The organism is Streptomyces griseoruber, assembly GCF_001514205.1.
In the GTDB taxonomy this organism is placed as follows: Bacteria; Actinomycetota; Actinomycetes; order Streptomycetales; family Streptomycetaceae; genus Streptomyces; species Streptomyces griseoruber.
Map to the genome: position 1 here is coordinate 10,955 of NZ_KQ948779.1, position 21,106 is coordinate 32,060.

19 protein-coding genes and 1 pseudogene are annotated in these 21,106 nt (G+C 71.6%); 8 read left to right on the forward strand and 12 right to left on the reverse strand.

What is annotated here, in order from left to right; genetic code table 11:
• Positions 1–702 (reverse strand): type I glutamate--ammonia ligase (locus AQJ64_RS34190; RefSeq protein WP_483316193.1); only part of this gene is annotated, 702 nt, incomplete at its 3' end.
• Between the two features lie 146 nt (positions 703–848).
• Here AQJ64_RS34190 and AQJ64_RS34195 point away from each other — a divergent pair.
• On the forward strand, positions 849–1,583 hold the full coding sequence (locus AQJ64_RS34195; protein ID WP_055636358.1) for a FadR/GntR family transcriptional regulator: 735 nt from the start codon (positions 849–851) through the stop codon (positions 1,581–1,583).
• A 46-nt stretch (positions 1,584–1,629) separates the two neighbouring features.
• Positions 1,630–2,349, forward strand: coding sequence for a gamma-glutamyl-gamma-aminobutyrate hydrolase family protein (locus AQJ64_RS34200; protein ID WP_055636357.1), 720 nt, complete (start codon positions 1,630–1,632; stop codon positions 2,347–2,349).
• Here the strand turns inward: AQJ64_RS34200 and AQJ64_RS48495 are convergent.
• Positions 2,324–2,589 (reverse strand): annotated as a pseudogene (locus AQJ64_RS48495) (aminoglycoside phosphotransferase family protein); the annotation flags it as partial. The gene AQJ64_RS34200 and the pseudogene AQJ64_RS48495 sit on opposite strands and share 26 nt — an antisense overlap.
• A gap of 294 nt (positions 2,590–2,883) precedes the next feature.
• Between AQJ64_RS48495 and AQJ64_RS34205 the strand changes: the two are divergent.
• On the forward strand, positions 2,884–3,741 hold the full coding sequence (locus AQJ64_RS34205) for a hypothetical protein (protein WP_157881049.1): 858 nt from the start codon (positions 2,884–2,886) through the stop codon (positions 3,739–3,741).
• Positions 3,742–3,927: 186 nt separating this feature from the next.
• Positions 3,928–4,800, forward strand: a complete 873-nt coding sequence (locus AQJ64_RS34210; RefSeq protein WP_159060324.1) for an aminoglycoside phosphotransferase — start codon at positions 3,928–3,930, stop codon at positions 4,798–4,800.
• On the opposite strand, the gene AQJ64_RS34215 is transcribed toward AQJ64_RS34210, so the two are convergent.
• From AQJ64_RS34215 to AQJ64_RS34235, 5 genes are all read right to left on the reverse strand, one after another.
• Complete coding sequence (locus AQJ64_RS34215) at positions 4,766–5,344, reverse strand: DUF6262 family protein (RefSeq protein WP_240512787.1); 579 nt, start codon at positions 5,342–5,344, stop codon at positions 4,766–4,768. The genes AQJ64_RS34210 and AQJ64_RS34215 overlap by 35 nt on opposite strands.
• Positions 5,341–7,257: a tyrosine-type recombinase/integrase gene (locus AQJ64_RS34220; protein ID WP_157881047.1), complete on the reverse strand. Its 1,917-nt coding sequence runs from the start codon at positions 7,255–7,257 to the stop codon at positions 5,341–5,343. The genes AQJ64_RS34215 and AQJ64_RS34220 overlap by 4 nt, the downstream gene beginning before the upstream one ends.
• Before the next feature lie 599 nt (positions 7,258–7,856).
• Complete coding sequence (locus tag AQJ64_RS34225) at positions 7,857–8,999, reverse strand: tyrosine-type recombinase/integrase (RefSeq protein ID WP_055636354.1); 1,143 nt, start codon at positions 8,997–8,999, stop codon at positions 7,857–7,859.
• 103 nt (positions 9,000–9,102) lie between these two features.
• Entirely contained in the window at positions 9,103–9,807 is a 705-nt protein-coding gene (locus tag AQJ64_RS34230) for a phosphotransferase (RefSeq protein ID WP_079062118.1), read from the reverse strand.
• A 71-nt stretch (positions 9,808–9,878) separates the two neighbouring features.
• Complete coding sequence (locus AQJ64_RS34235) at positions 9,879–10,796, reverse strand: LysR family transcriptional regulator (RefSeq protein ID WP_206189979.1); 918 nt, start codon at positions 10,794–10,796, stop codon at positions 9,879–9,881.
• A 125-nt stretch (positions 10,797–10,921) separates the two neighbouring features.
• Here AQJ64_RS34235 and AQJ64_RS34240 point away from each other — a divergent pair, with 125 nt between their 5' ends.
• On the forward strand, positions 10,922–12,082 hold the full coding sequence (locus tag AQJ64_RS34240; protein ID WP_059203266.1) for a TDT family transporter: 1,161 nt from the start codon (positions 10,922–10,924) through the stop codon (positions 12,080–12,082).
• On the opposite strand, the gene AQJ64_RS34245 is transcribed toward AQJ64_RS34240, so the two are convergent.
• From AQJ64_RS34245 to AQJ64_RS34260, 4 genes are all read right to left on the reverse strand, one after another.
• On the reverse strand, positions 11,994–12,713 hold the full coding sequence (locus AQJ64_RS34245) for a helical backbone metal receptor (RefSeq protein WP_055634393.1): 720 nt from the start codon (positions 12,711–12,713) through the stop codon (positions 11,994–11,996). The genes AQJ64_RS34240 and AQJ64_RS34245 overlap by 89 nt on opposite strands.
• A gap of 5 nt (positions 12,714–12,718) precedes the next feature.
• Complete coding sequence (locus AQJ64_RS34250; RefSeq protein ID WP_055634392.1) at positions 12,719–13,288, reverse strand: helix-turn-helix domain-containing protein; 570 nt, start codon at positions 13,286–13,288, stop codon at positions 12,719–12,721.
• A gap of 410 nt (positions 13,289–13,698) precedes the next feature.
• Positions 13,699–15,513 (reverse strand): ABC transporter permease/substrate binding protein, encoded by a 1,815-nt coding sequence (locus tag AQJ64_RS34255; protein ID WP_055634391.1) that lies wholly within the window; start codon positions 15,511–15,513, stop codon positions 13,699–13,701.
• Positions 15,506–16,591: a quaternary amine ABC transporter ATP-binding protein gene (locus AQJ64_RS34260; RefSeq protein ID WP_055634390.1), complete on the reverse strand. Its 1,086-nt coding sequence runs from the start codon at positions 16,589–16,591 to the stop codon at positions 15,506–15,508. The genes AQJ64_RS34255 and AQJ64_RS34260 overlap by 8 nt, the downstream gene beginning before the upstream one ends.
• Positions 16,592–16,813: 222 nt before the next feature.
• Here AQJ64_RS34260 and AQJ64_RS34265 point away from each other — a divergent pair, with 222 nt between their 5' ends.
• The 3 genes from AQJ64_RS34265 (at position 16,814) to AQJ64_RS34275 (ending at position 20,455) form a co-directional block, all read left to right on the forward strand.
• Positions 16,814–17,761, forward strand: coding sequence for a 5'-3' exonuclease (locus tag AQJ64_RS34265; RefSeq protein WP_240512640.1), 948 nt, complete (start codon positions 16,814–16,816; stop codon positions 17,759–17,761).
• A gap of 170 nt (positions 17,762–17,931) precedes the next feature.
• Positions 17,932–18,777 (forward strand): siderophore-interacting protein, encoded by an 846-nt coding sequence (locus AQJ64_RS34270; RefSeq protein ID WP_059203267.1) that lies wholly within the window; start codon positions 17,932–17,934, stop codon positions 18,775–18,777.
• A gap of 121 nt (positions 18,778–18,898) precedes the next feature.
• Positions 18,899–20,455, forward strand: coding sequence for an amino acid permease (locus tag AQJ64_RS34275; protein WP_059203268.1), 1,557 nt, complete (start codon positions 18,899–18,901; stop codon positions 20,453–20,455).
• A gap of 1 nt (position 20,456) precedes the next feature.
• Here the strand turns inward: AQJ64_RS34275 and AQJ64_RS34280 are convergent, their stop codons facing one another.
• Positions 20,457–21,038: a GNAT family N-acetyltransferase gene (locus tag AQJ64_RS34280; RefSeq protein ID WP_055638561.1), complete on the reverse strand. Its 582-nt coding sequence runs from the start codon at positions 21,036–21,038 to the stop codon at positions 20,457–20,459.
• Positions 21,039–21,106: the final 68 nt, after the last annotated feature.

Sequence of the window (21,106 nt, forward strand, 5' to 3'; positions counted from 1 at the left end):
GTAGATCGCGTGCTGGTCGCAGGTGACGAGGGCCTCGTCGTAGCGGAAGGCGATCTCGTGCTGTCCGGGGTTGCACTCGCCCTTGGCGGACTCGACGGTGAGGCCGGCACCGGCCATGTCGTTGCGGATGCGGCGCAGCAGCGGCTCGATCCGTCCGGTCCCGAGGACCGAGTAGTCGATGTTGTACTGGTTGGCCGGGGTCAGCCCCCGGTAGTTCGCGTCCCAGGCCTGCTCGTAGCTGTCCTTGAAGACGATGAACTCCAGCTCGGTGCCGACCTGGGCGGTGAGGCCGTGCTCGGCGAGTCGCTCCAGCTGGCGGCGGAGGATCTGGCGCGGGGCGGCGACGACCGGCGAGCCGTCGTTCCAGGCGAGATCGGCGACCAGCATCGCGGTACCGGCGTTCCAGGGCACGCGGCGCAGGGTGGACAGGTCGGGGTGCATGGCGAAGTCGCCGTAGCCCCGCTCCCAGGAGGACATGGCGTAGCCGTCGACGGTGTTCATCTCGGTGTCGACGGCGAGGAGGTAGTTGCAGCCCTCGGTGCCGTGGTGGAGGACCTCGTCGAGGAAGAAGCGGGCGGCGAACCGCTTGCCCTGGAGCCGCCCCTGCATGTCGGGGAAGGCCAGGACGACGGTGTCGATCTCACCGCTCGCGACGAGGGCGTGCAGTTCCTCGACGCCGAGCGGGGGTGTGCGGTCTGCCACGGGAGGGCCTCCTTCAGGCTTCCTGGGCTGCTTTGTTCCTGTGACTTCTTCTTTGTTTCTGGGACTTCCTGGGCTTGGATGGCTCGGACGACCGGGAGCCATAAGGTATTGCGGAGAACCATTGCTTGGGAAGGGGGCACGGCCAGATGTCGGTGGACGCGGACGGCGGCCTCGGGGACCGGCTGGCCCCGGTGCTGCGGCCGGTGCGCGCGGGGAACGGCTTCGAGGAGGCGCTGGAGCAGATCCTCCAGGTCGTACGGCTGGGCCTGGTGCCCGGCGGCGAGCGGCTGCCGGCCGAGCGGGACCTGGCGGAGCGGCTCGGGATCAGCCGGGTGACACTGCGCGAGGTGCTGAAGGTGCTCCAGGACCAGGGGCTGGTGGAGTCCCGGCGGGGCCGCTACGGCGGAACGTTTGTGCTGCCGCGCGCGGACGCCGGCGGCGAGGACGAGCTGCGGCGCCGGATCGCCGAGGTCGACATCGAGGACGTCCTGCGGTTCCGCGAGGTGCTGGAGGTCGGCGCGGCGGGACTGTGCGCGGCGCACGGGCTGACCGACGAGCAGGCGGACCGGCTGCGCGACGCCCTCGCCCGGACCGCGGACGCCCCGCTGGCCGACTACCGGCGGCTGGACACCCTGCTCCATCTCACGCTGGCCGAGCTGTGCGGCTCCCCCTCGCTGACCGCGCAGTACGCGGCCGTGCGGGCGACGGTGAACGAGTTGCTGGATTGCATCCCGCTCCTGGTGCGCAACCTGGAGCACTCGCAGCGGCAGCACCTCGCGCTGGTCGAGGCGGTGCTGGACGGGGACGCGGACGGGGCGCGGGAGATGATGCGGGAGCACTGCGCCGGGACGGCGGCGCTGCTCCGGGGGTTCCTGGCATGACATGTCATTGGTCTGGGGAAAACCCATTGCGGGGACGGGAGGACACATGACGGACGGCGGCCGCCCGTTGATCGGGGTCAGCACGTATCTGGAGGCCGGGGCGCGCTGGGGCGTGTGGGAGCTGGACGCCGCGCTGCTGCCGGCCGGATATCCGCGGCTGGTGCAGCGGGCGGGCGGTCTGGCCGCGCTGCTCCCGCCGGACGCGCCCGGACACGCGGCGGCGACGGTCGCCCGTCTGGACGGTCTGGTGATCGCGGGCGGCCCGGACGTCGAGCCGGTCCGCTACGGCGCCGAGCGCGACCCCCGTACCGGTCCGCCGGCCCGGGAGCGGGACGCGTGGGAACTCGCCCTGATCGACGCGGCGCTCGCGGCGGGCGTACCGCTGCTGGGCATCTGCCGGGGCATGCAGCTGCTGAACGTGGCGCTCGGCGGCACGCTGACCCAGCACATCGAGGGGCACGCGGAGGTGGTCGGGGTGTTCGGCAGCCACCCCGTCAAGCCGGTCCCGGGCACGCGGTACGCCGCCGCAGTCCCGGAGGAGAGCTCCGTGCCCACGTACCACCACCAGGCCGTCGACCGCCTCGGCACCGGTCTCGTCCCGAGCGCGTACGCGGCGGACGGGACCGTGGAGGCGGTGGAGCTGCCGGCCGCCGACGGCTGGGCGCTCGGGGTCCAGTGGCATCCGGAGATGGGTGAGGACCTGCGGGTGATGCGGGCGCTGGTCGAGGCGGCCGTGGCCGCTACGACCGCCGCCACCGCCCCCTGAGCCAGGCGAGGGCCGCCTCGCCCTGGGCGCGCTGGAAGGCGCGCAGGGTGGGCAGCCCGGGTGGGGACGGGCGCAGCGAGGCCTCGACGAAGTAGCCGGCCATGCGGCGAGGGCCACGGTCACCGCGTCCGGGTCCGCGTCCCGGCCGCAGGGGTGCGCGCCGAACAGCTCCTCCGGCTCCGGTCCGCCCTGGGCCCGTACGCAGGGCAGCATGACCAGCAGGTCGAACCAGGGGGCGGCGTGCCTTATCTAGATGTCCGGCCCATTTGTGCTGGTCAGACAGGTGCAGAGCGATTAGGGACGTTGGGGACGTCAAGCCCTGACGGCTGACATCCCTACTTCTTCCGTGTGAAAGGGCCGTCCTCGTTGTCGTCGGTCTCGGCATCGTCGGCCCGCGGCCGAACGGCCCGCTCCGCCGGGGGCGTGGCATCGAGTACACCGGGCCACTGACCCTTCCCGCACAGGGCCACAGCAGCCGGACAGGCGCGATACGGTGATCCGCGAGTCAATGTTTCGGGGGAAGGGGACGACGCGGTGACAGCGCCGGACGAAACCAGTAGCACCGCACCCGCGGACTCGTCTGCCGCGGGGCCCCCGCCGACTCCCGAGGACCCACCGGCAAACGGCAGCACCGGACGGCGGCCCCTGCGGCAGCGCCTGCGCGACTACCACGACAACCGGCTGGACGGTGGCGGACGGGGAGCGGTGATTGGCGCGCTAGCCACCCTCGTCGTCGGCGTGCTGACCGTCGGGGCGATGGTGTACACCGCTGATGACGACGACAAGGACCCGTCGGACAGTAACCCGGCTGTCAGCACACCGCCCACCGCAGGACAGCCCAGCGCGGTCACCAGTCCCCAGCCGCAGGACTCGCAAGCGCCGTCCCCCACGCCGTCGACCCAGGTGCCGGCGAACAGCTACAAGCTGGTCTACAAAGACCGCAAGGTCGGCGTCTCTAAGCCTGCCGGATGGGACTTCGGCACGCTCGACCTCGACCGCCCACGCGCCCAGACGTTCGGCTCCGCCGAATACAAGCGAATGCGGGAGGACGCGGAGACTGAAGGGAAGCTCGTCGAGCCCGACTTGCTCTACCGCACTGACGCCTTCCCGGAGTTGGTGCTCGAGGAGGGGCGGACAGCGGTGTTCGCAGACACGTCCCCTCCCACGCAGCCGAAGCAATGTGCCGCCGACGCCGAGGCGGGTGGATTCGATGCCATGCGCATGGACCAGTGGCCGGCGGAGGTTGGTAGCGGCTTCTGCCTGATCACCGACCAGGGCAACGTGGTGCGCCTTCAGATCACGCGGTTCGTGGGTGGGGACCGCGACATTGTCACAGGTGAACCGGACCGCATCGAGTTCAGCGCCACGATGTGGCGGGCACCCAAGTCCTAGTCTCCTGAGCAGGCGCGCAGCCGAAGTGCTGCCGCTGGACGGGCAGTCCGTGTGACCGCCCGCAGCCTTACCCAGCTCTACCTGGGCGCCCGTACGCCGCAAGAACAACTACTGGCAGCTTTGGGCACACCTCGACCCCCTGGAATGCTGGTCCGAAAGAGAACAGGCGACCCGAGGGGATAGACGGTGCCGATGTGGAAGCCCTCTGAAACTGATCTCCACCTTCTTCGGGAGATGTTCGCGCGGGCTGCGGAGGAGTTCGGCTGCCAGGCCGTCGATGGGGTGCGGGCCGAGGGCTGGAGAGGGCGGACCCTGGGCGGCAAGGTGACGGTGAACGGACTCGTCAGGTGGCTCCGGGTAGTCGTCGCGCCGACGGACAAGGTCAGCGAGAGACTCTGGATGGGTAACGAGTCCGCGCAGGCCATCGCGGGGGCGGCCCGGCCGGAGTTGCTGGGGGTCCGTGACTGGGCCGAGGAGGAACTCCGTTTCCGGGCCGAGCTTTCGACCTTCGTCGAGGACGCGCCGGTGTCGGTGACGCCCGAGCTGCAGGGACCCGTGCAGTTGTCGGAGAGCTGGTGGAAGGAACTGGAGACGTCCCTCAAAGCGGTGGCGGCGACCGCGACGGACCGGGTGTCGGTCCGTCAGGACCTGGTGAACCGGCGCCTGGAGTGGATCAGCGGCGGCCGAGTCGATCCGGAAGTCGCCGTGTGGAAGGCCAGCCATGGCGATCTGCACTGGGCGAATCTGACGGCTCCGGCATGCGTTCTCTTCGATTGGGAGGGATGGGGGTTGGCGCCGGCGGGGTGGGATGTTGCCGTTCTCCGCGCGTACTCCCTCTTGCAGCCCTCCGTGGCGGCGGAGATCACGGACCGCTTCTCCGGCCTCCTGACCGGTGCTGGAGGACGTCAGGTCCAGTTGTTCGCGGTGGCCGAGCTGCTGATGGCCGGCAGCCGGGGCGATCACCCCGAACTGACGCCCCCGCTGCTGGACCTGGCCTCCGAGCTGCTGGACGAGCCGGCCGAAGTCATTGCCCGTCGGGTGGGCCTGCCTGCTGCCTGATCATCTTCCGCAGGCTGGTGCGGGCCGCCGCAAGGTCGGCCTGCAGTTCCGCGACGCGTGAGCCGAGCTGCTCGGCCTCGGTCCTGGCCTGGGCTTCGGACCGCTCCAACTGCCGGACCTGTTCCGTGAGTTCGCTGACGCGGTCGGTCAGCTGCCGATTGCTGACCTGGTCGAGCTGCTGGCCGAGTTGCTGCCGGACGGCCTCACGGAGCCGGTCGCGTTCGTCCCGCAGAGAGCTGATCTCTTCCCGGGCCAGGGCGAGGTCGGTCGTCAGACTTGCCGGGCTGGTCTGCCGGCCCTGGCTTCGGGCCTTCGCGGGTTCATGAGACTGCTGGTCGATCGCGGCCTGGACGTGCTCGCGTACTCCTTCGGCGTAGACGAGCCAGGTGGACACTTGGGCCGCTCGTGCGACTGTGGCGAAGGTGATGCGCTCGCCGGCCGCCGCCAGGGTCTGGAGTGCTGCCAGGACGCTGGTCCGTTTGCGCTGGCTGTCGGCTCGACGGGCCTCGGCCAGGACCTGAGCGGGTGTGCGGACCGCCGTCATGGAGCCGCCTTGCGGACGACGGACAGCGGTAGTAGCGGTCGTGTACTCCCGGATCTGACCTGCCGCAGGACGGACGCGGCTTCCTCGATCTCCGCCCGTTCCTCGTCCGGCAGGGCTGTCAGGCCATCGCGCATCGTGGCCGCGACCTGCTGGTAGGCGGCGATCTGCGCGGTGAGGTTACCGATCACGAAGTCGGCGGCGTCCATCGCCTGGGCAGTCTCGCGGTCCGAGCGCAGGCTGTTGATCTGGTCCTCGATCGCGGGCAGGTAGGAGGGGTCGGGGCGATAGAAACCGCAGCCCGCGCACTGGAACCGCAAGGGGCATGCCTGCCCTCCGGCCTTGACGTTGGACGGCTCGGTGCAGCCGCCGAACGGGACGGCGACCGACCGGTGCTCGTACGCTTGCGGGGAGCACGGTTTCGCCGCTCCGTGCCGGTCGGTGACCAGCAGACTGAGCTTCTTCACCGCTTTCCGCTTCCGTTCCAGGGTGACGCGGTAGTAGCCCATCGTCGTCTTTGGATCATCGTGGTCCATGAGGGATTGCAGCACGTCAAGGGGTGTGTCGGCGTCCGCGAACCGTTGCGCGAACGAGTGCCGGAACGCGTAGGGGAAGATCAAGGACCGGTCGAACGGCACCAGCTGCCCGTCGGGGCCGACGACGTCACTGAGCAGTTCCGGCAGCGCGTCGACCCAGTTGCGGATGGCCGCGCTGAGGGACACGGAGTTCATGTGAGCGATGCCGCTGTAGTCCGAGATCGCGGGAAAGAGATAGGCGTCGCTGTGCCGCGGTGCCGGGATACGGTCGCGGATCTGCTGCCACCGCTTGATCCTCTCGACGGTCTCGCGGCTGAGCGGGAGCCTGCGCCGCAGGCGACGGCCTTTGTGGTTGTCCCAGATCAACTCGACATCGTCGCCGTCGTGTTCGAGGCAGTGCCGGGGCAGGGACACCACTTCCAGGGGACGGCGGCCGCAGTCCCGCAGCACGATGTAGAGGGTCTGGAACATCTCCCGGATCTCGCCGTCGGACAGGTCCCCGTAGGTGATCCCGGCGGCGATCGAGTCCAGCGCGGCATCCAGCTGAGCGATGACCGGCTCGGGGACGGCCTTGCCGATCTCCTCCTCGTTGGTGTCCTCCCTCGGGATGGTGTGCGTGGGGTGCCGGGCGAAGCTGCCGGGAGCCTCGTCGAGAAGTCCGGCGAACCGTCCGAAGTCCAGCAGTTGGAAGAACAGTCCGAGCAGGTCGCTGCGGAACTTGGAGCCGCAGAGCTTGCCGTCGCGGCGGCGGTCGGAGGCGATCTCCTCGAAGGCTGCCTGCATGTGCGCGAAGCCGAGGCTGGAGAGCTCACGGCCGCCACCGGGCAGGCGGTTCATGCCCTTGCCGGCCAGGGTGGCGGCTCGCAGCCAGCGTCCGAACTGATCGCTGTTGGGCCGCTCGGCCTCGGTCCGGCGTCGCAGCAGGTCCCGCAGCCAGGGCTGGGGAAGGACCGAGAGATCCGCGACTCCCGCCGTGCGGCGACGCCCTGTGCGGCTGGTGGATTTCAGCCCGGCGGCCCGCAGATCGAGGCGGTCTTCGCCCCACGGATCCGTGCCGGAGAACTCGACGAAGCCCCGCCGGACGGACCAGGCGACCTGCCGGAAGACGCAGTGCGGGTTCAACTGACGCTCGAAGTGCCCGGCGAGCTGGTCATCGCGCATGGCCAGGCTGGTGTTGTGCCGGGCAAGAACCGGGGCGATCTGCCGGACCGTTCGCGGGTCCAGGGGGCTGCCCAGCTCGTCACGTCGTTGCAGGCCGTAGGCGACCTCCAGCCGCAGAAGGGGTGACAGCTGGATCAGCGAGAAGCGGTAGGAGTTGAGCACGGGGGCCTGTCGCGCCGCCCAGGCCATGGCGTCCGCCGTAGTCGAGCGCGGCTTCATCTCAACCTTCCACTTCCCGATATGGAAGGTGCAGAGCACGGTCCGATCGTGCAGGGCCTTGTTCGGGCAGGCTCCGACCGAGCAGGGAGGCGGAGTCGGGAACGGCGTGGCCACGCCTGATGCCGCCCACAGTGCGACGTCAGGCGCACGCGTTCGTCCATGAAGTCGGCGCAGCCGCCCCCAGGTCCCGTAATGGACCCTGCAGAGGCCATGGCTGTTGCCGGGGCGGCCGCACCGCGTGCCGTCGCGGACGACTGCGCAGTCCTCCGGATCGACTCCGTCCCGGAGCATCCGATTCACAACATAGGTGCGGTCGAATTCCTCCCAGGACACGCCGGCCACCTTGTGGTCCCGCGCGCAGGTGATACACCGCCCCCGGCGAGAGTAGACGCCGATGGTGCAGGCCGGAGTCTGGCACTGCCAGATCGACGTCCGCGGGTTGTCAGGGTCGCCCGTGAACAGCCACCACTTCTCCTCCCACTCACCCGGCCGCCAGGCAGGATCAACCTGCTCGCGCAGCCACCGCTCCCATCCCGTCCAGTCGACGGCGAACGGCGACGGCCCCGCGGGATCGACGGCCGTGGCCGTCGTGACGGCCGTCACCGCCTCGCCGCCGCGACACGCTCGACGGCCTCGCGTTTCCGCCGGTCCCGGACATGCTTATAGGGCTTGAGGGACTGCGGGGACTGGTGGCCCAGCAGATCCGACACCACATCGTCCGGAACACCAGCCTCAAGCCACTCCGTGCCCGCGGTATGCCGCATCATGTGCGGCCGGGCGACGATCTCCGCCCACGTGGCGATCCGGTCGAAGAGTTGCTTGGCGTTCGGATAGCTCATGGCCCCACCGAGCGGGGCCCGGAAGAGGTTCACGAAGACCATGTCGCAGCCGGCCGCCTCCGGGACCTGCTCACGTTCCCACTGATACTCCCGGTAGTAGTCGATGACCTCGGCCTCGACCGGAATGACGCGCGCCACGCGGGACTTCGCGAGCGCGTTGTTGGCGTTGTCGTCGCGGCGCCGGACATGGACATGCGGCCCTTGGTGGAAGCAGCCCAGTCCGCGCGAGTCGGGAAGCAGGTGCAGGTCCTCGCGGCGAAGGCCGAGCGTCTCCCCGATCCTCATGCCGGTGGCCCGCATCAGCACGATCAAGAACCGGTCACGGGCGTTCCTCGCCAGGCGGGTCATCAACTCCACCTGCTCAGCGGTAAGGAACTCGATGCCCGGGGTGTCCCCCTTGAACTTCAGCGTCCGCGTCTGGATCTCGCGGAACCTGCCGCCCTCACCGGCGCTGAATCCCTGCGGAAGGAACCTCAGGTACTTCGGATGCGAGAGCATCAGCGCGAAGTCGACGCTCACCCAGCCGTGCTGGACGCCGAAGCCCAGGAACTCGGTCATCGTGCCCAGAACCGCGTCCGCGCTGCCGTCCGAGCGGAACCGGACACGGGCGGGAGGCTTCTTCCCCCGGGCGGGCAACGGCTCGCTGACCAGCCAGTCCCGGAACTTCACCAGGTTCTCGAAGCCCGGCGCCGACCAGGACAGCCCGCGCTCATCGCACCACGTCAGATACAGAGCGACCCGGCTGGCGTAGTTCCGCAGTGTGTTCGGGGAACAGTGGCGGCCACGCAGGCTCTCCAGGTACGTACTCGCCTCAACCTGCATCCGGTACAGCTCGTCGACCACGACCCACGCCACCGTCAGTACGGCACCGGGGAGCGTCACCTTCTCAGCATGGAACTTCACGGACGGACCAACGAGCCAAACGTCCCTACGACCTATCAGATACGCATAAGGCACACAGAAGAGTGACGACTGAACTCACGTCCCTCAAGACTCAAACCCACCTCTAGATAACGCGTACGACGTGCGGCCAGTCGACGAAGACGACGCGGTCGTCGGGGGTCAGCAGGATGTTGTCGGCGCGCAGGTCGCCGTGGGCGAGGGTGTCGCCGGCGGTGGCCCGCGGCCAGTCCGCGGCGAGCGCGGCGAGGGCCGGGAGCCGCTCACGCGTCCAGGGGTCGAGGCGGTCGCGGCGGTCTTCCGCCTCCGGTGCGGTGAGCCGCTCCCAGCCCGCGAAGGACCCGGTGAGCGACTCGGCGGCGGACGGGGCCGGGAGCGGGGCGGGGGTGAGGGCGCGGCTCAGGTGGGCCACGGCGTCCAGCACGCGACGCAGCTCGGGCTCGCGCCAGGGGATGCGGGGCTGGCGGCCGGGGACCTCCTCGAAGACGAGGGCGACCCAGGTGCCGTCGTCGTAGGTGCCGAGGAGGCGGGGGGCGGGGACGGTGGGCGGGAGGGCGGCGGCGTTGCGGGCCTCGGCGCGGTGGAGGCCGGGGCTGTCGGGGTTGGTGTGAGCACCGACCGCCTTGACGAAGGCGCGGTGGCCCGCGGCCGTGCGCAGGCGGGCGGCGACACCCGGGGAGAAGCCGCCGGGCTGGGTGACGGCGTGTGTGACGGGCGCACCGAGAAGCTCGGCGACGGCCGCACGGACGGGGGCGGGGAGGTCTGCCCAGGGGGTCCGGGTGCCTTCGGCGGGCGGGGCGGGGGTGGTCATGGGGCATGGTGACCGGGGCGGGGGTGCTGCTGCGAGCGCTTTTCGGGGGACGTGGCCCAGGGACGGGGCCGTCAGCCGCGGGTCAGGGACAGGAGGTCCCGCGCCGGGCCCGTCGGGCGGTGTCCGGTCGGCCACACCGCGCGCAGGTCCCGGGCGAGCGACACCCCTTCCACCGGGACGCCCACCAGACGCCGCAGGGCCAGTTCCTCGCCGACCGCCAGTTCGCTGAGGACCGCGGGACCGGCACCGCTCACCGCCGCCGCCTTCACCGCCGTCGTCGAGGAGAGCTCGATCAGGGGACGGGCCAGCCCGCCCAGCGCCGTGTCGAGGACCTGCCGGGTGCCGGAGCCCTTCTCACGGAGGATCAGCGGGGTGACGGCCAGCTCGGCGGCGGCCAGCCCCCGCCGGCGCCGGGCCCAGGCGTGTCCGGGTGCCACCACGACGATCAGCCGGTCGTGGGCGATGACGGCGGAGTCGAGGCCGGTGGGGACCGTCAGTCCCTCCACGAAGCCGAGGTCCGCCTCCCCCGACAGCAGCCGCTCCGCCACCGCCGCCGAGTTCCCGGCGTGCAGTGACACCGCCGTGTCGGGCCGGCCCTCGCGCAGCGCCACCAGCCACCCCGGCAGCAGATATTCCGCGATCGTCATGCTCGCCGCCACCCGCAGCCGCGAGTCCCGCCGGTCCCGCAGCGCCTGTGCCCCCGCGTCGAAGGCCTGCGCCGCCTCCACGATCCGCCGTGCCCAGTCCGTCACCAGCGCGCCCGCGTCGGTGAGCCGGGACCCGCGCGGCGAACGGTCCACCAGCGCCACCCCGAGCTGCCGTTCCATGGAGCGGATCCGGCTGCTCGCGGCCGGCTGGGTGATGCCCACCTCGCGCGCGGCCGCCCCCAGACTGCCCAGCCGGGCCACGGCCAGCAGCAGCTCCAGCGCCCCGAGATCCGGGACGCGATGCGCCAGGGAACCGGTGACTCCGGGCTGGTCCTCCGACATCCCCGCCACCTTCCCCGCCACCTTCCCCACCTCGTTCCCCACACCCTTGCCCATAAGCCCAGTTTATGCCCCCATAGCGAGGGCGTCCCTGGTCCGGGCGGCCGTCAGGCACGACCGTGGAGACCATGGTCACCGTCGCCCCACCGCTGCCCCTCGCCCCCCGGCCCGCGCACCACGCCGTCCGGCATCTCGGACCGAACTGGTACGCCACGGTGATGGGCACGGCGATCGTCGGCACGGCCGGGGCCGCCCTGCCCCTGCGGCTCCCGGGGCTGCGCCCGGCCTGCGCCGCGCTGTGGGCGCTGTCCCTGGCCCTGCTGCCGGCCCTCCTCGCCGCCCGCGCCCTGCACTGGCGCCACCACCGTGACCGCGCCCGCGCCGATCTCCTGGATCCGGCGACGGCGCCCTTCCACGGCTGTCTCGCGATGGCGCTGCTCGCCGTCGGCGCGGGTGCCCTCACGGTCGGGCGGGACTGGATCGGCACCGGTCCCGCGGTCGCCCTCGGCGCCGTGCTGTTCGGCGCCGGTACGGTCGTGGCGCTGGCGGCGGCCGTCGCCGTGCCGTACCTCATGGCCGTACGCCACCACGGGGCGCAGCCGACACCGGTGTGGCTGCTGCCGCTCGTCGCGCCCATGGTGTCGGCCGCGTCGGGGCCGGCGCTCGTGCCGTATCTGCCGCCCGGCCAGGCCCGCGCGACCCTGCTGCTCGCGTGTCTCGCGCTGTTCGGGCTGAGTCTGCTGGCCACGCTCGCGCTGCTGCCGGTGGTGTTCGGCCGGCTGCTGACCGGCGGCCCGCTGCCGCCCGTGCTCACCCCGACCCTGTTCCTGGTCCTCGGCCCGCTCGGCCAGTCCACCACCGCCGTCGGCCGGTTCGCGGAGGCGGCGCCGGGTGTCGTACCGGGTCCGCAGGCCCGGGCCTTCGCGGTGTTCGCCGTGCTGTACGGCGTGCCCGTCATGGGATTCGCCCTGCTCTGGCTGTGCCTGTCCGGTGCGCAGGTGGCACGGGCCCGCCGGGAGGGGATGGGCTTCGCGATGACGTGGTGGGCGTTCACGTTCCCGGTCGGGACCTGTGTGACCGGTGCCGCGGTCCTGGCCCGGCACACGGGGCTGGTCGCCTGCGACGTGCTCGCCGTCGCGCTGTACGCCGTCCTCGTGGGCGCCTGGGGCGTCGTCGCCGCGGGCACCGTCCGGGGGCTGCTCAGCGGAGCGCTGCTCGCAGGGCCTCGCCCAGCGCCTGCGGGGCCTCGGCGAGCGACGGGCCGTACCAGGTCAGATGGCGTCCGCTGACGAGTGCGCAGGGCAGCCCGGGGAAGGCCTCGGGGCCGTCGTCGGGGGTGAAGCGGTAGGGCTCGTCGGGGAGGACGACGACCTCGGGGGCGGCCGCCCGGAGGTCGTCCAGGGCGATCTTCGGGTAGCGGTCCTCGTGGTGCGCGTGGAGGTGGTCGACGCCGAGGCGGGCCAGCACGTCCCCGGCGAAGGTGTCGCGGCCCAGCACCATCCAGGGGCGGCGCCAGATCGGCACGACGGCCGAGAGGCGGGTCTCCGGCTCCTTGAGCCCGGCCCACTCCTCCTCCGCCTCGTCCAGCCAGCGCGGCCGGGTCCGCGCGCCGCACGCCGTGAGGACGCGGGCGAGCTCCCGGAAGGCCTGCGGGACGTCCCGCACCTCCGTGATCAGCACCTCGATGCCCGCTGCCCGCAGCGCGGAGAGGTCCGGCTCGCGGTTCTCCTCCTCGTTGGCGATCACCAGGTCGGGCGCGAGGGCGGCGATCCGTCCGACGTCCGGGTTCTTGGTGCCGCCGATCCGGGTGACGTCGAGGTCGGCCGGATGGCTGCACCAGTCGGTGGCGCCGACCAGCGCGCCGGGCACGGAGACGGCGACCGCCTCGGTCAGGGAGGGCACCAGCGAGACGATCCGCACGGGCGTCAGCGCTTCCGGTTCCGGACCGCCTCGATGTGCTCCGCGACCGCCACGACGACCACCCGGGTGTCCGGGACGGTCGCCCGCCAGCGGTGGCGGACCCCGCCGGTCAGATAGAGGGTGTCGCCCCGGCCCAGGCGGTAGGCGCGGCCCTCCGCCTCGATCTCCACGGCGCCGTCGGCGACATACATCAACTGGTCGTTGCGGTACTGGAACTCCCGGCCGGCCTCGTGGTCGCCGGTGAACTCCGTGGCGTGCATCTGGTGGTGGCCGCGGACCAGGGAGCGGGAGCGCGGACCGGGTCCCGGGGTCTCGGTGATCTCCGCGCGGACGACGTCCACGCTGCACGCCGGGTCGGCGGCGGCGAGGAGTTCGACGGCCGTGGTACGCAGGGCGTCGGCGAGCTTCTCCAGGGAGCCGGTGCTGGGCCGGGCCCGGTCGTTCTCGATCTGGCTCAGGAAGGGGACCGACAGGCCGCTGCGCTCGGCCACGACGGCGAGGGTGAGGTCCAGGGCCCGGCGTCGCCGCCGTACGGCCGCGCCGACCCGCAGGGGCTGTTCTTTGTGGTCGCCCATCGCTCCGGCTCCCTCCTTCGCTCGCAGAAACCGTCGGTGTCCTGAAGAGTTCTCTGCACCCTACGCATGTTCGGCAAACCGTTTCATGTGCCCGTCACATCGAGGACACACCACGTGACACACCACCCCACAGATCGCGCCAGCGGAACGGGCCGTCCGGGTCGCCGGGCGCTCGCTCGCCCTCTGCTTTTCCGGTTCAATGCGCGAACGGCCGTGAGTGTTCCCGCTCGTCCCGGGCTTCGCAAGCACCTCACCCCAGGCCTGGGGGTGGCTCTGCGTGGTTGGCCGGATCCTTACCGTGGCGAAGGAACGTCTCAGCTGCGGACACGCCACGAGGGGCGGGCCCCGCCGTACGCGTCGCGTCGTACGTCGGTGCCCGCCCCTCGACGGGCGGTGCCGGGGCTGTCAGGTCACCCGGCCGCCCGGCTCCCGTGTCCCGCCCCGGCCACCGGGACCCAGCGGTCGACGAGACCGGGGTGGCCCTTCAGCCAGGTGCGGACCGCGTCCTGCTCCTTGCCCTTGCCGGCCCGCTGGATCTGTGCCTCCAGGCCGGTGAGCTGCTCCTCCGTCATCCGGAAGTCCTTCAGCCAGGCGCCGACCTCGGGCTGGTCGGCGGCGAAGTCCTGCCGGGCGAGGGTGTGCACGCCGTCGCCCTCGCCCCAGGCGCCCTCGGGGTCCTTCAGCTTCTTGAGGTCGTAGGTGCTGTAGGCCCAGTGGGGCGACCAGAGGGTGACGACGATCGGCTGCTTCCTGGCGTACGCGCGCTTGAGCTCGGCGAGCATCGCGGGCGTGGAGCCGTCGACGACCCGGTAGGCGCCGTCGAGGCCGTACTCCTCGAGGACCTTGTCCTTGAGCAGGCCCATCATCCCGGCGCTGGGCTCGATGCCGGTGATCCTCCCGCCGAACTCGGCGGCGTGGTCCTTCAGGTCCGCGAGCGAGTTCACGTCCTTCATGTACGAGGGGACCGAGAGCTCCAGCGAGGTCGGGCCGTACCACCGGCCGAGGTCGTCGAGCCGGTCGCCGTACTTCTTCCAGTACTCGGCGTGGGTGGTGGGCAGCCAGGAGTCGGTCTGGAAGTCGATCTGGCCGGTGGCGAGGCCGGTGTAGAGGGGGCCGGCGGCGTACTGGGTGGTCTTCACCTTGAAGCCGCGCTCCTCCAGGAGTTCCTTCCAGAGGTAGGTGGAGGCGATGCCCTCGTCCCAGGGGATGTAGCCGATGCTGATCTCCCGGCCCCTGCCGACGTCCGTGGCGGAGGCCGCGGCGCCGCCGGAGGAGGGGCCGAGGACACCCAGTCCGCCCGCCACCAGGGCGAGCACGGCCACACCAGAGAGGGCGACGGTGGGGCGGGGGCGGTGCGCCCACACGCCGGTGCGGGCCCGGGCGGCGGCACGGCGGCCCAGCGGGGAGATCCGGGTGCCGAGGGCGCCCGTCATGCGGTCCAGGTAGACGGCGAGGACGACGATCCCGAGGCCCGCCTCGAAGCCGAGGCCGATGTCGAGCTGACCGATCGCCTCGTTGACGGCCCCGCCGAGGCCGCCGGTGCCGACCATGCCGGCGATGACGACCATGGACAGGCCGAGCATGATGACCTGGTTGACGCCCGCCATGATGGTCGGCAGGGCGAGCGGGAGCTGGACCCGGAACAGGGTGTCGCGCGGTGTCGTGCCGAACGCCTCGGCCGCCTCCACGAGTTCGGCGTCGACCTGGCGGATGCCCAGCTCGGTCATGCGGACGCCGGGCGCGAGCGCGAAGATCAGGGTGGCGACGACACCGGCCGGGACGCCCATGCCGAAGAACAGGATCGCGGGGATCAGCAGGACCATCGACGGCATGGTCTGGAGCAGGTCCAGCACCGGGCGCAGGGCCGCGGCGACCGGCTGGGAGCGGGCCGCCCAGATGCCGAGCGGGATCGAGATCACCAGGGCGACGGCGGTCGCCACGAGCACCAGGGACAGCGTCGACATCGCCTCGTCCCACAGCGCGAGGGAGTCGATGAGCGCGAATCCGGCGAAGGCGAGGGCGCCCGCGAGCAGGCCGCGCAGCCACCAGGCGAGCACCGCGAGGATGCCGGCGAGCAGCAGCGGCTGGGGGGCGGTGAGGACGGCGTCGATCCCGTCGTACATGCCTTGGACGACCGTCTTGACCGCGTCGAAGAGCCAGGAGAGGTGGGTGACGAGCCAGTCGAGGCCGGAGTCGACCCCGTCGCCGAGCCGGAGCCTAGGCACGGGCGGTCACCTCCTTGCGCCTGTTCCGCTCGCGGTCGCAGGGCGTGCCGGGGCCCTCCGCGTCGCCGAGGAGGCCGACCAGGCGGCGCCTGGGTACGACCCCGACGAGCCCGCGTCCGCCGTCGAGGACGGCGACCGGGTGGGTCAGGCGGGCGCTGAGCGCGCACAGCGTGGTGAACGGGGTGTCGGGGGTCGCGGTCTCGCAGCCGCAGTCGGCCTCGTCGCCGCGGACGTGGGGGTCCATGACGGCGGAGGCGGTCAGCACCCGGGAGCGGTCGACGTCCTGGATGAAGGAGGCGACGTAGTCGTTCCCGGGGCGCAGCAGGATGTCCTCGGCCGTGCCGGTCTGCACGATCCGGCCGTCGCGCATGACGGCGATCCGGTCGCCGAGGCGCATGGCCTCGTTGAGGTCGTGGGTGATGAAGACGATGGTCTTCTTCAGGGTCTGCTGGAGCGTGAGCAGCTGGTCCTGCATGTCCCGGCGGATCAGCGGGTCCAGTGCGCTGAAGGACTCGTCCATGAGGAGGAGGTCGGCGTCGGTGGCGAGGGCGCGGGCCAGGCCCACGCGCTGCTGCATGCCGCCGGACAGTTCGTCGGGCCAGGACTTCTCCCAGCCGGCCAGGCCGCAGAGCCGGAGCGCCTCGGTGGCCCGTTCCTCGCGCTCGGCGCGGGGCGCGCCCTGGACGGCGAGGCCGTAGGCGGCGTTGTCGAGGACGCTGCGGTGCGGGAAGAGCGCGAAGTGCTGGAAGACCATGCTGATCTTCCGGGCGCGGACCTCGCGCAGGTCACGGCCGCTCAGGGCGGTGAGGTCCCGGCCGTCGAAGAGGACGCGGCCGGCGGTGGGCTCGAGGAGTCCGTTGAGCATGCGCAGCAGGGTGGACTTGCCCGAGCCGGACAGGCCCATGACGACGAAGATCTGTCCGGGGCCGACGGTGAAGGAGACGTCGATGACGGCGGCGGTGGTGCCGTCGGCGCGCAGTTCCTCCCGGGTGGCTCCTTCGCGGAGCCGTTCGACCGCCTCGTTCTGTCGTCTTCCGAACACCTTGAAGAGATGTTCGGCCTCAAGCCTGGCTGACACGCTTACCCACTCGTTCGGGGACGGGGACAGGAGCGGCACTCGGCGCGTGCTGACGCAAAGCCAACGGTTGAATATGCAACCTTGCGCCGCTCCGAGGCCGCGCCTGCCCTGGCCCGATGCGGACAAACACGCGAGTGGCTCAGTTCACAGGACGCACGAACGATGTTCACGCATGCCACGGGAGTGAATACCTGCCGGTCACCCGGGCACCCGTGGGGCATGATGCGGGACGTGACCGGACGACTGATGCTCCTCGACACCGCCTCGCTCTACTTCCGCGCCTACTTCGGCGTCCCGGACTCCGTGAAGGCCCCGGACGGCACGCCGGTGAACGCCGTGCGCGGACTGCTCGACTTCATCGACCGCCTGGTCAAGGACCACCGGCCGGACGAGCTGGTGGCCTGCATGGACGCCGACTGGCGCCCGAAGTGGCGGGTCGACCTGATCCCCTCCTACAAGGCGCACCGCGTCGCCGAGGAGCGCCCGGTGGGCCCGGACGAGGAGGAGGTGCCGGACACGCTCTCGCCGCAGGTACCGGTGATCGAGGCGGTGCTGGACGCGCTGGGCATCGCGCGGGTGGGTGTCACCGGCTACGAGGCGGACGATGTGATCGGCACGTTCACCGCGCGGGCGACGGGCCCGGTCGACATCGTCACCGGCGACCGCGACCTGTACCAGCTGGTGGACGACGCGCGCGGGGTGCGGGTGCTGTACCCGCTCAAGGGCGTGGGCACGCTCCAGACCACCGACGAGGCCTGGCTGCGTGAGAAGTACGGCGTCGACGGGCGCGGGTACGCGGATCTGGCGCTGCTGCGCGGCGACCCGAGCGACGGACTGCCGGGGGTGCCGGGCATCGGGGAGAAGACGGCGGCCAAGCTCCTGGCCGAGTTCGGCGACCTGGCCGGGATCATGGCGGCCGTCGACGACCCGAAGGCGAAGCTCACCCCCTCGCAGCGCAAGCGGCTGGACGAGGCGCGGCCGTACCTCGCGGTCGCGCCGAAGGTGGTCCGGGTCGCCGGCGACGTCCCGCTGCCGGACGTGAACGTTTCTTTGCCCCACGCGCCACGGGACGGGGCGACACTGGAGGGGCTCGCCGAGCGCTGGGGCCTCGGCGGGTCGCTGCACCGGCTGCTGCTCACCCTGAGCGCGTCCGGGGCCGCCGGCGCGTGACCCCGGGGGCGGACGGCGCGTAAGCATGGTTCTCGCCGGACGGAATGACATGTGCGGGCGCGGAAAGCCATCCTCGGCAAGAGAGGTGAATCCACCTCTCCCAGGGGAGGCATCACCGGGGAAGAGATGCTAACTTAGGTAAACCTAACCATAGAACATGGGAGGCCGTCATGGCAGAACGTCCGGCACGGAAGCCGCGCAAGCCCCACTCCGCGCAGGTCGTCCGCACCGAACGGCTGACCCCGCACATGCAGCGCGTGGTCCTCGGCGGCGAGGGCCTGGCCGAGTTCTCGGCGGGCACGTGCACGGACCACTACGTGAAACTCCTCTTCGGCCCCGAGGGCGTGACCTACCCCGAGCCCTTCGACCTGGAGCGGATCCGCGCCGAGTTCCCGCGCGAGCAGTGGCCCGTGACCCGGACGTACACCGTGCGGGCCTGGAACCCCGAACACCGAGAACTGACCCTGGACTTCGTGATCCACGGCGACGAGGGCCTGGCCGGGCCGTGGGCGGCGCGCGTCCAGCCGGGCGAGACCGTCCACTTCATGGGCCCCGGCGGCGCCTACACCCCCGACACCGCCGCCGACTGGCATCTGCTCGCGGGTGACGAGAGCGCCCTGCCGGCGATCGCGGCCGCGCTGGAGTCGCTGCCCTCCGGTGCGGTGGCACACGCCTTCATCGAGGTCGACGGCCCCGAGGAGGAGCAGAAGATCGAATCCGACGTGGAGGTCGTCTGGCTGCACCGCGGAGGCCGGCCGCTCGGCGAGCGGCTCGTCGAGGCCGTGACCGCACTGGAGTTCCCCGAGGGCCGCGTGCACGCGTTCGTGCACGGCGAGGCGGCGGCCGTGAAGGAACTGCGCCGGCTGCTCCGCGTCGACCTGGACATCCCGCGCGAGGACCTGTCGATCTCCGGCTACTGGCGGCTCGGCCACGACGAGGACGGCTGGCAGGCCGCGAAGCGGGAGTGGAACGCGCGCGTGGAGGTCGAGCAGGAGGGCGCGGCACCGGTCGCGTAGCCCTCCCCGGGGAACGTGAGGAGTTGGGCCCGCCCCGGACACGACGGCGTGACACCTGCGAAACAGGGCGTCCCTAATTTCTGTCGCCCGACAGGAATTCGCGCCCAAGGCAGGTGCCGCCATGACCACCAGCTCCCCCGCCGACGTACGCCCCGACCCGCCGCACTCCCCCGCCCACGCCCCGGACGACCACTCCCTCGCGGAGTTCGGCTACCGCCAGGAACTCCACCGCAGTCTGGGCCGGTACGCCTCGTTCGCCGCCGGGTTCTCCTTCATCTCCGTCCTGACCACCGTCTTCCAGTTCTTCGCCTTCGGATACGCGTTCGGCGGGCCCGTCTTCTTCTGGGCCTGGCCGGTGGTGCTGGCCGGGCAGTTGCTGGTGGCCGCCTGCTTCGCGGAACTGGCGGCCCGCTATCCGATCTCCGGCGCGATCTACCAGTGGGCGTCGCGGCTGTCGACACCGTCGTTCGGCTGGTTCGCCGGCTGGATCATGGTGATCGGGCAGATCGTCGTCGTCGCGGCCGCCGCACTCGCCCTGCAGATGGTGCTCCCGGCGATCTGGTCCGGCTTCCAGCTGATCGGCACCGACCCGTCACCCGTCTCCCCCGACGGCGCGGCCAACGCGGCGCTGCTCGGCGTGGTCCTGCTGGTCCTGACGACCGTCGTGAACGTCGTGGACAACCGCGTGATGTCGGTGATCAACCGGGTCGGCGTGACCGCCGAGATCATCGGCGCCGTCCTCATCGTCGTGCTGCTGCTGACCCACTCCGAGCGCACGCCCGGCATCACCTTCCACACCACCGGCGCCGCCCAGTCCGGCCTGTTCGGGGCGCTCGCGGTGGGCTCGTTCACCGCCGCGTACGTGATGATCGGCTTCGACAGCGCGGGCGAGATGAGCGAGGAGACGCACAACCCGCGCCGCACCGCGCCCCGCACGATCCTCACCGCGCTCGGCGCGGCCGGCCTGCTCGGCGGGCTGATCGTGCTCGGCGGACTGCTCGCCGCCCCCAGCCTCACCGACGGGCACCTCGGCGTCGACGGGCTCTCCTACGTCCTGACCAGCAGCCTCGGCGACGGCGTCGGCAAGGTGCTCCTCGCGGACGTGGTGGTGGCGATCGCGGTGGCCACGCTCGCCATCCAGACGGCGGCCTGCCGGATGCTGTTCTCCATGGCGCGCGACGGACAGCTCCCGTTCTCGGCCCGCCTCGCGCGCGTGAACCCCCGCACCGGCATGCCGAGCGCCCCCGCCCTGGTCGTCGGCGTCCTCGCGGCGGCCCTGCTGCTGCTCAACTTCGCCTCCCCGGACGCCTTCCTGGCCATCGGCACCACCTGCATCGTGATGCTGTACCTGGCGTACGCGATGGTCACCGGCCCGCTCCTGCTCCGCCGCCTGCGCGGCGAGTTCTCCTCGGCCGACACCGACGAGACCGGCGCCCCGCTGTTCTCGCTGGGCCGCTGGGGCGTCCCCGTCAACGCCCTCGCCCTGCTCTACGGCGTCCTGATGACCGTCAACCTGGCCTGGCCGCGAGCGGCGGTGTACGACCCGGCGGGCGGGCACTGGTACTTCCAGTGGTTCACGGTGCTGTTCCTGGCCGTGACGGTCGCGGCGGGGGTGGCCTTCCGGGCGTACCGGAAGCGGGCGTCGGCCCTGACCGTCGTACCGGAGGCGGTGGCGTAGTTCAGTCGCCCCGCACGCGCGCGTGAAGGTGCATGTCGTGCCAGCCGTCCTGGTGGATGGCGGCACTGCGCTTGGTTCCCTCCAGCGCGAAGCCCGCCTTGATCGCGACGCGGCAGGACGCCTCGTTGGCGGTGGAGTGCATCAGCTCCAGACGGTGGAGGCCGATCTCGTCGACGGCCCAGCGGGTGAGGGCGGTCGTGGCCCGTACGGCGACTCCCCGGCCGCGGGCCGCCCTGGTCGTCCAGTAGGCGACCTCGGCCACACCCTCCTCGAGCTGGATCCCGCGCAGCGCCACCCGCCCCACCACCCCGTCGGTGTCCGCGTCGGCGACGGCCCACTGGGCGTCGCGTTCGCTCTCCCAGCCCTTCTGCCACGCCTCGATCCAGCCGACGACCTCCTCCACCGAGTCGGCGGTCCGGATGTGCCACCGGTTCAGCACCGGATCCTGGAAGGCGGCGTGGACGGCGGGGGCGTCCTCGGTCCGCCACGGGCGCAGGACCAGTCCGTCGCCGGTGCGGAGCACGGGCTGCGGGACGGTGGAGAGGGTTCCGGCGGGCACGACGGGGCCGGCGATGTACGGCATGGAACGTATCCTCCCCGCGCGCGCCGCCCCGCCCAACAGGTTTTCCCGCCCCCGTACCCTGGACCCCG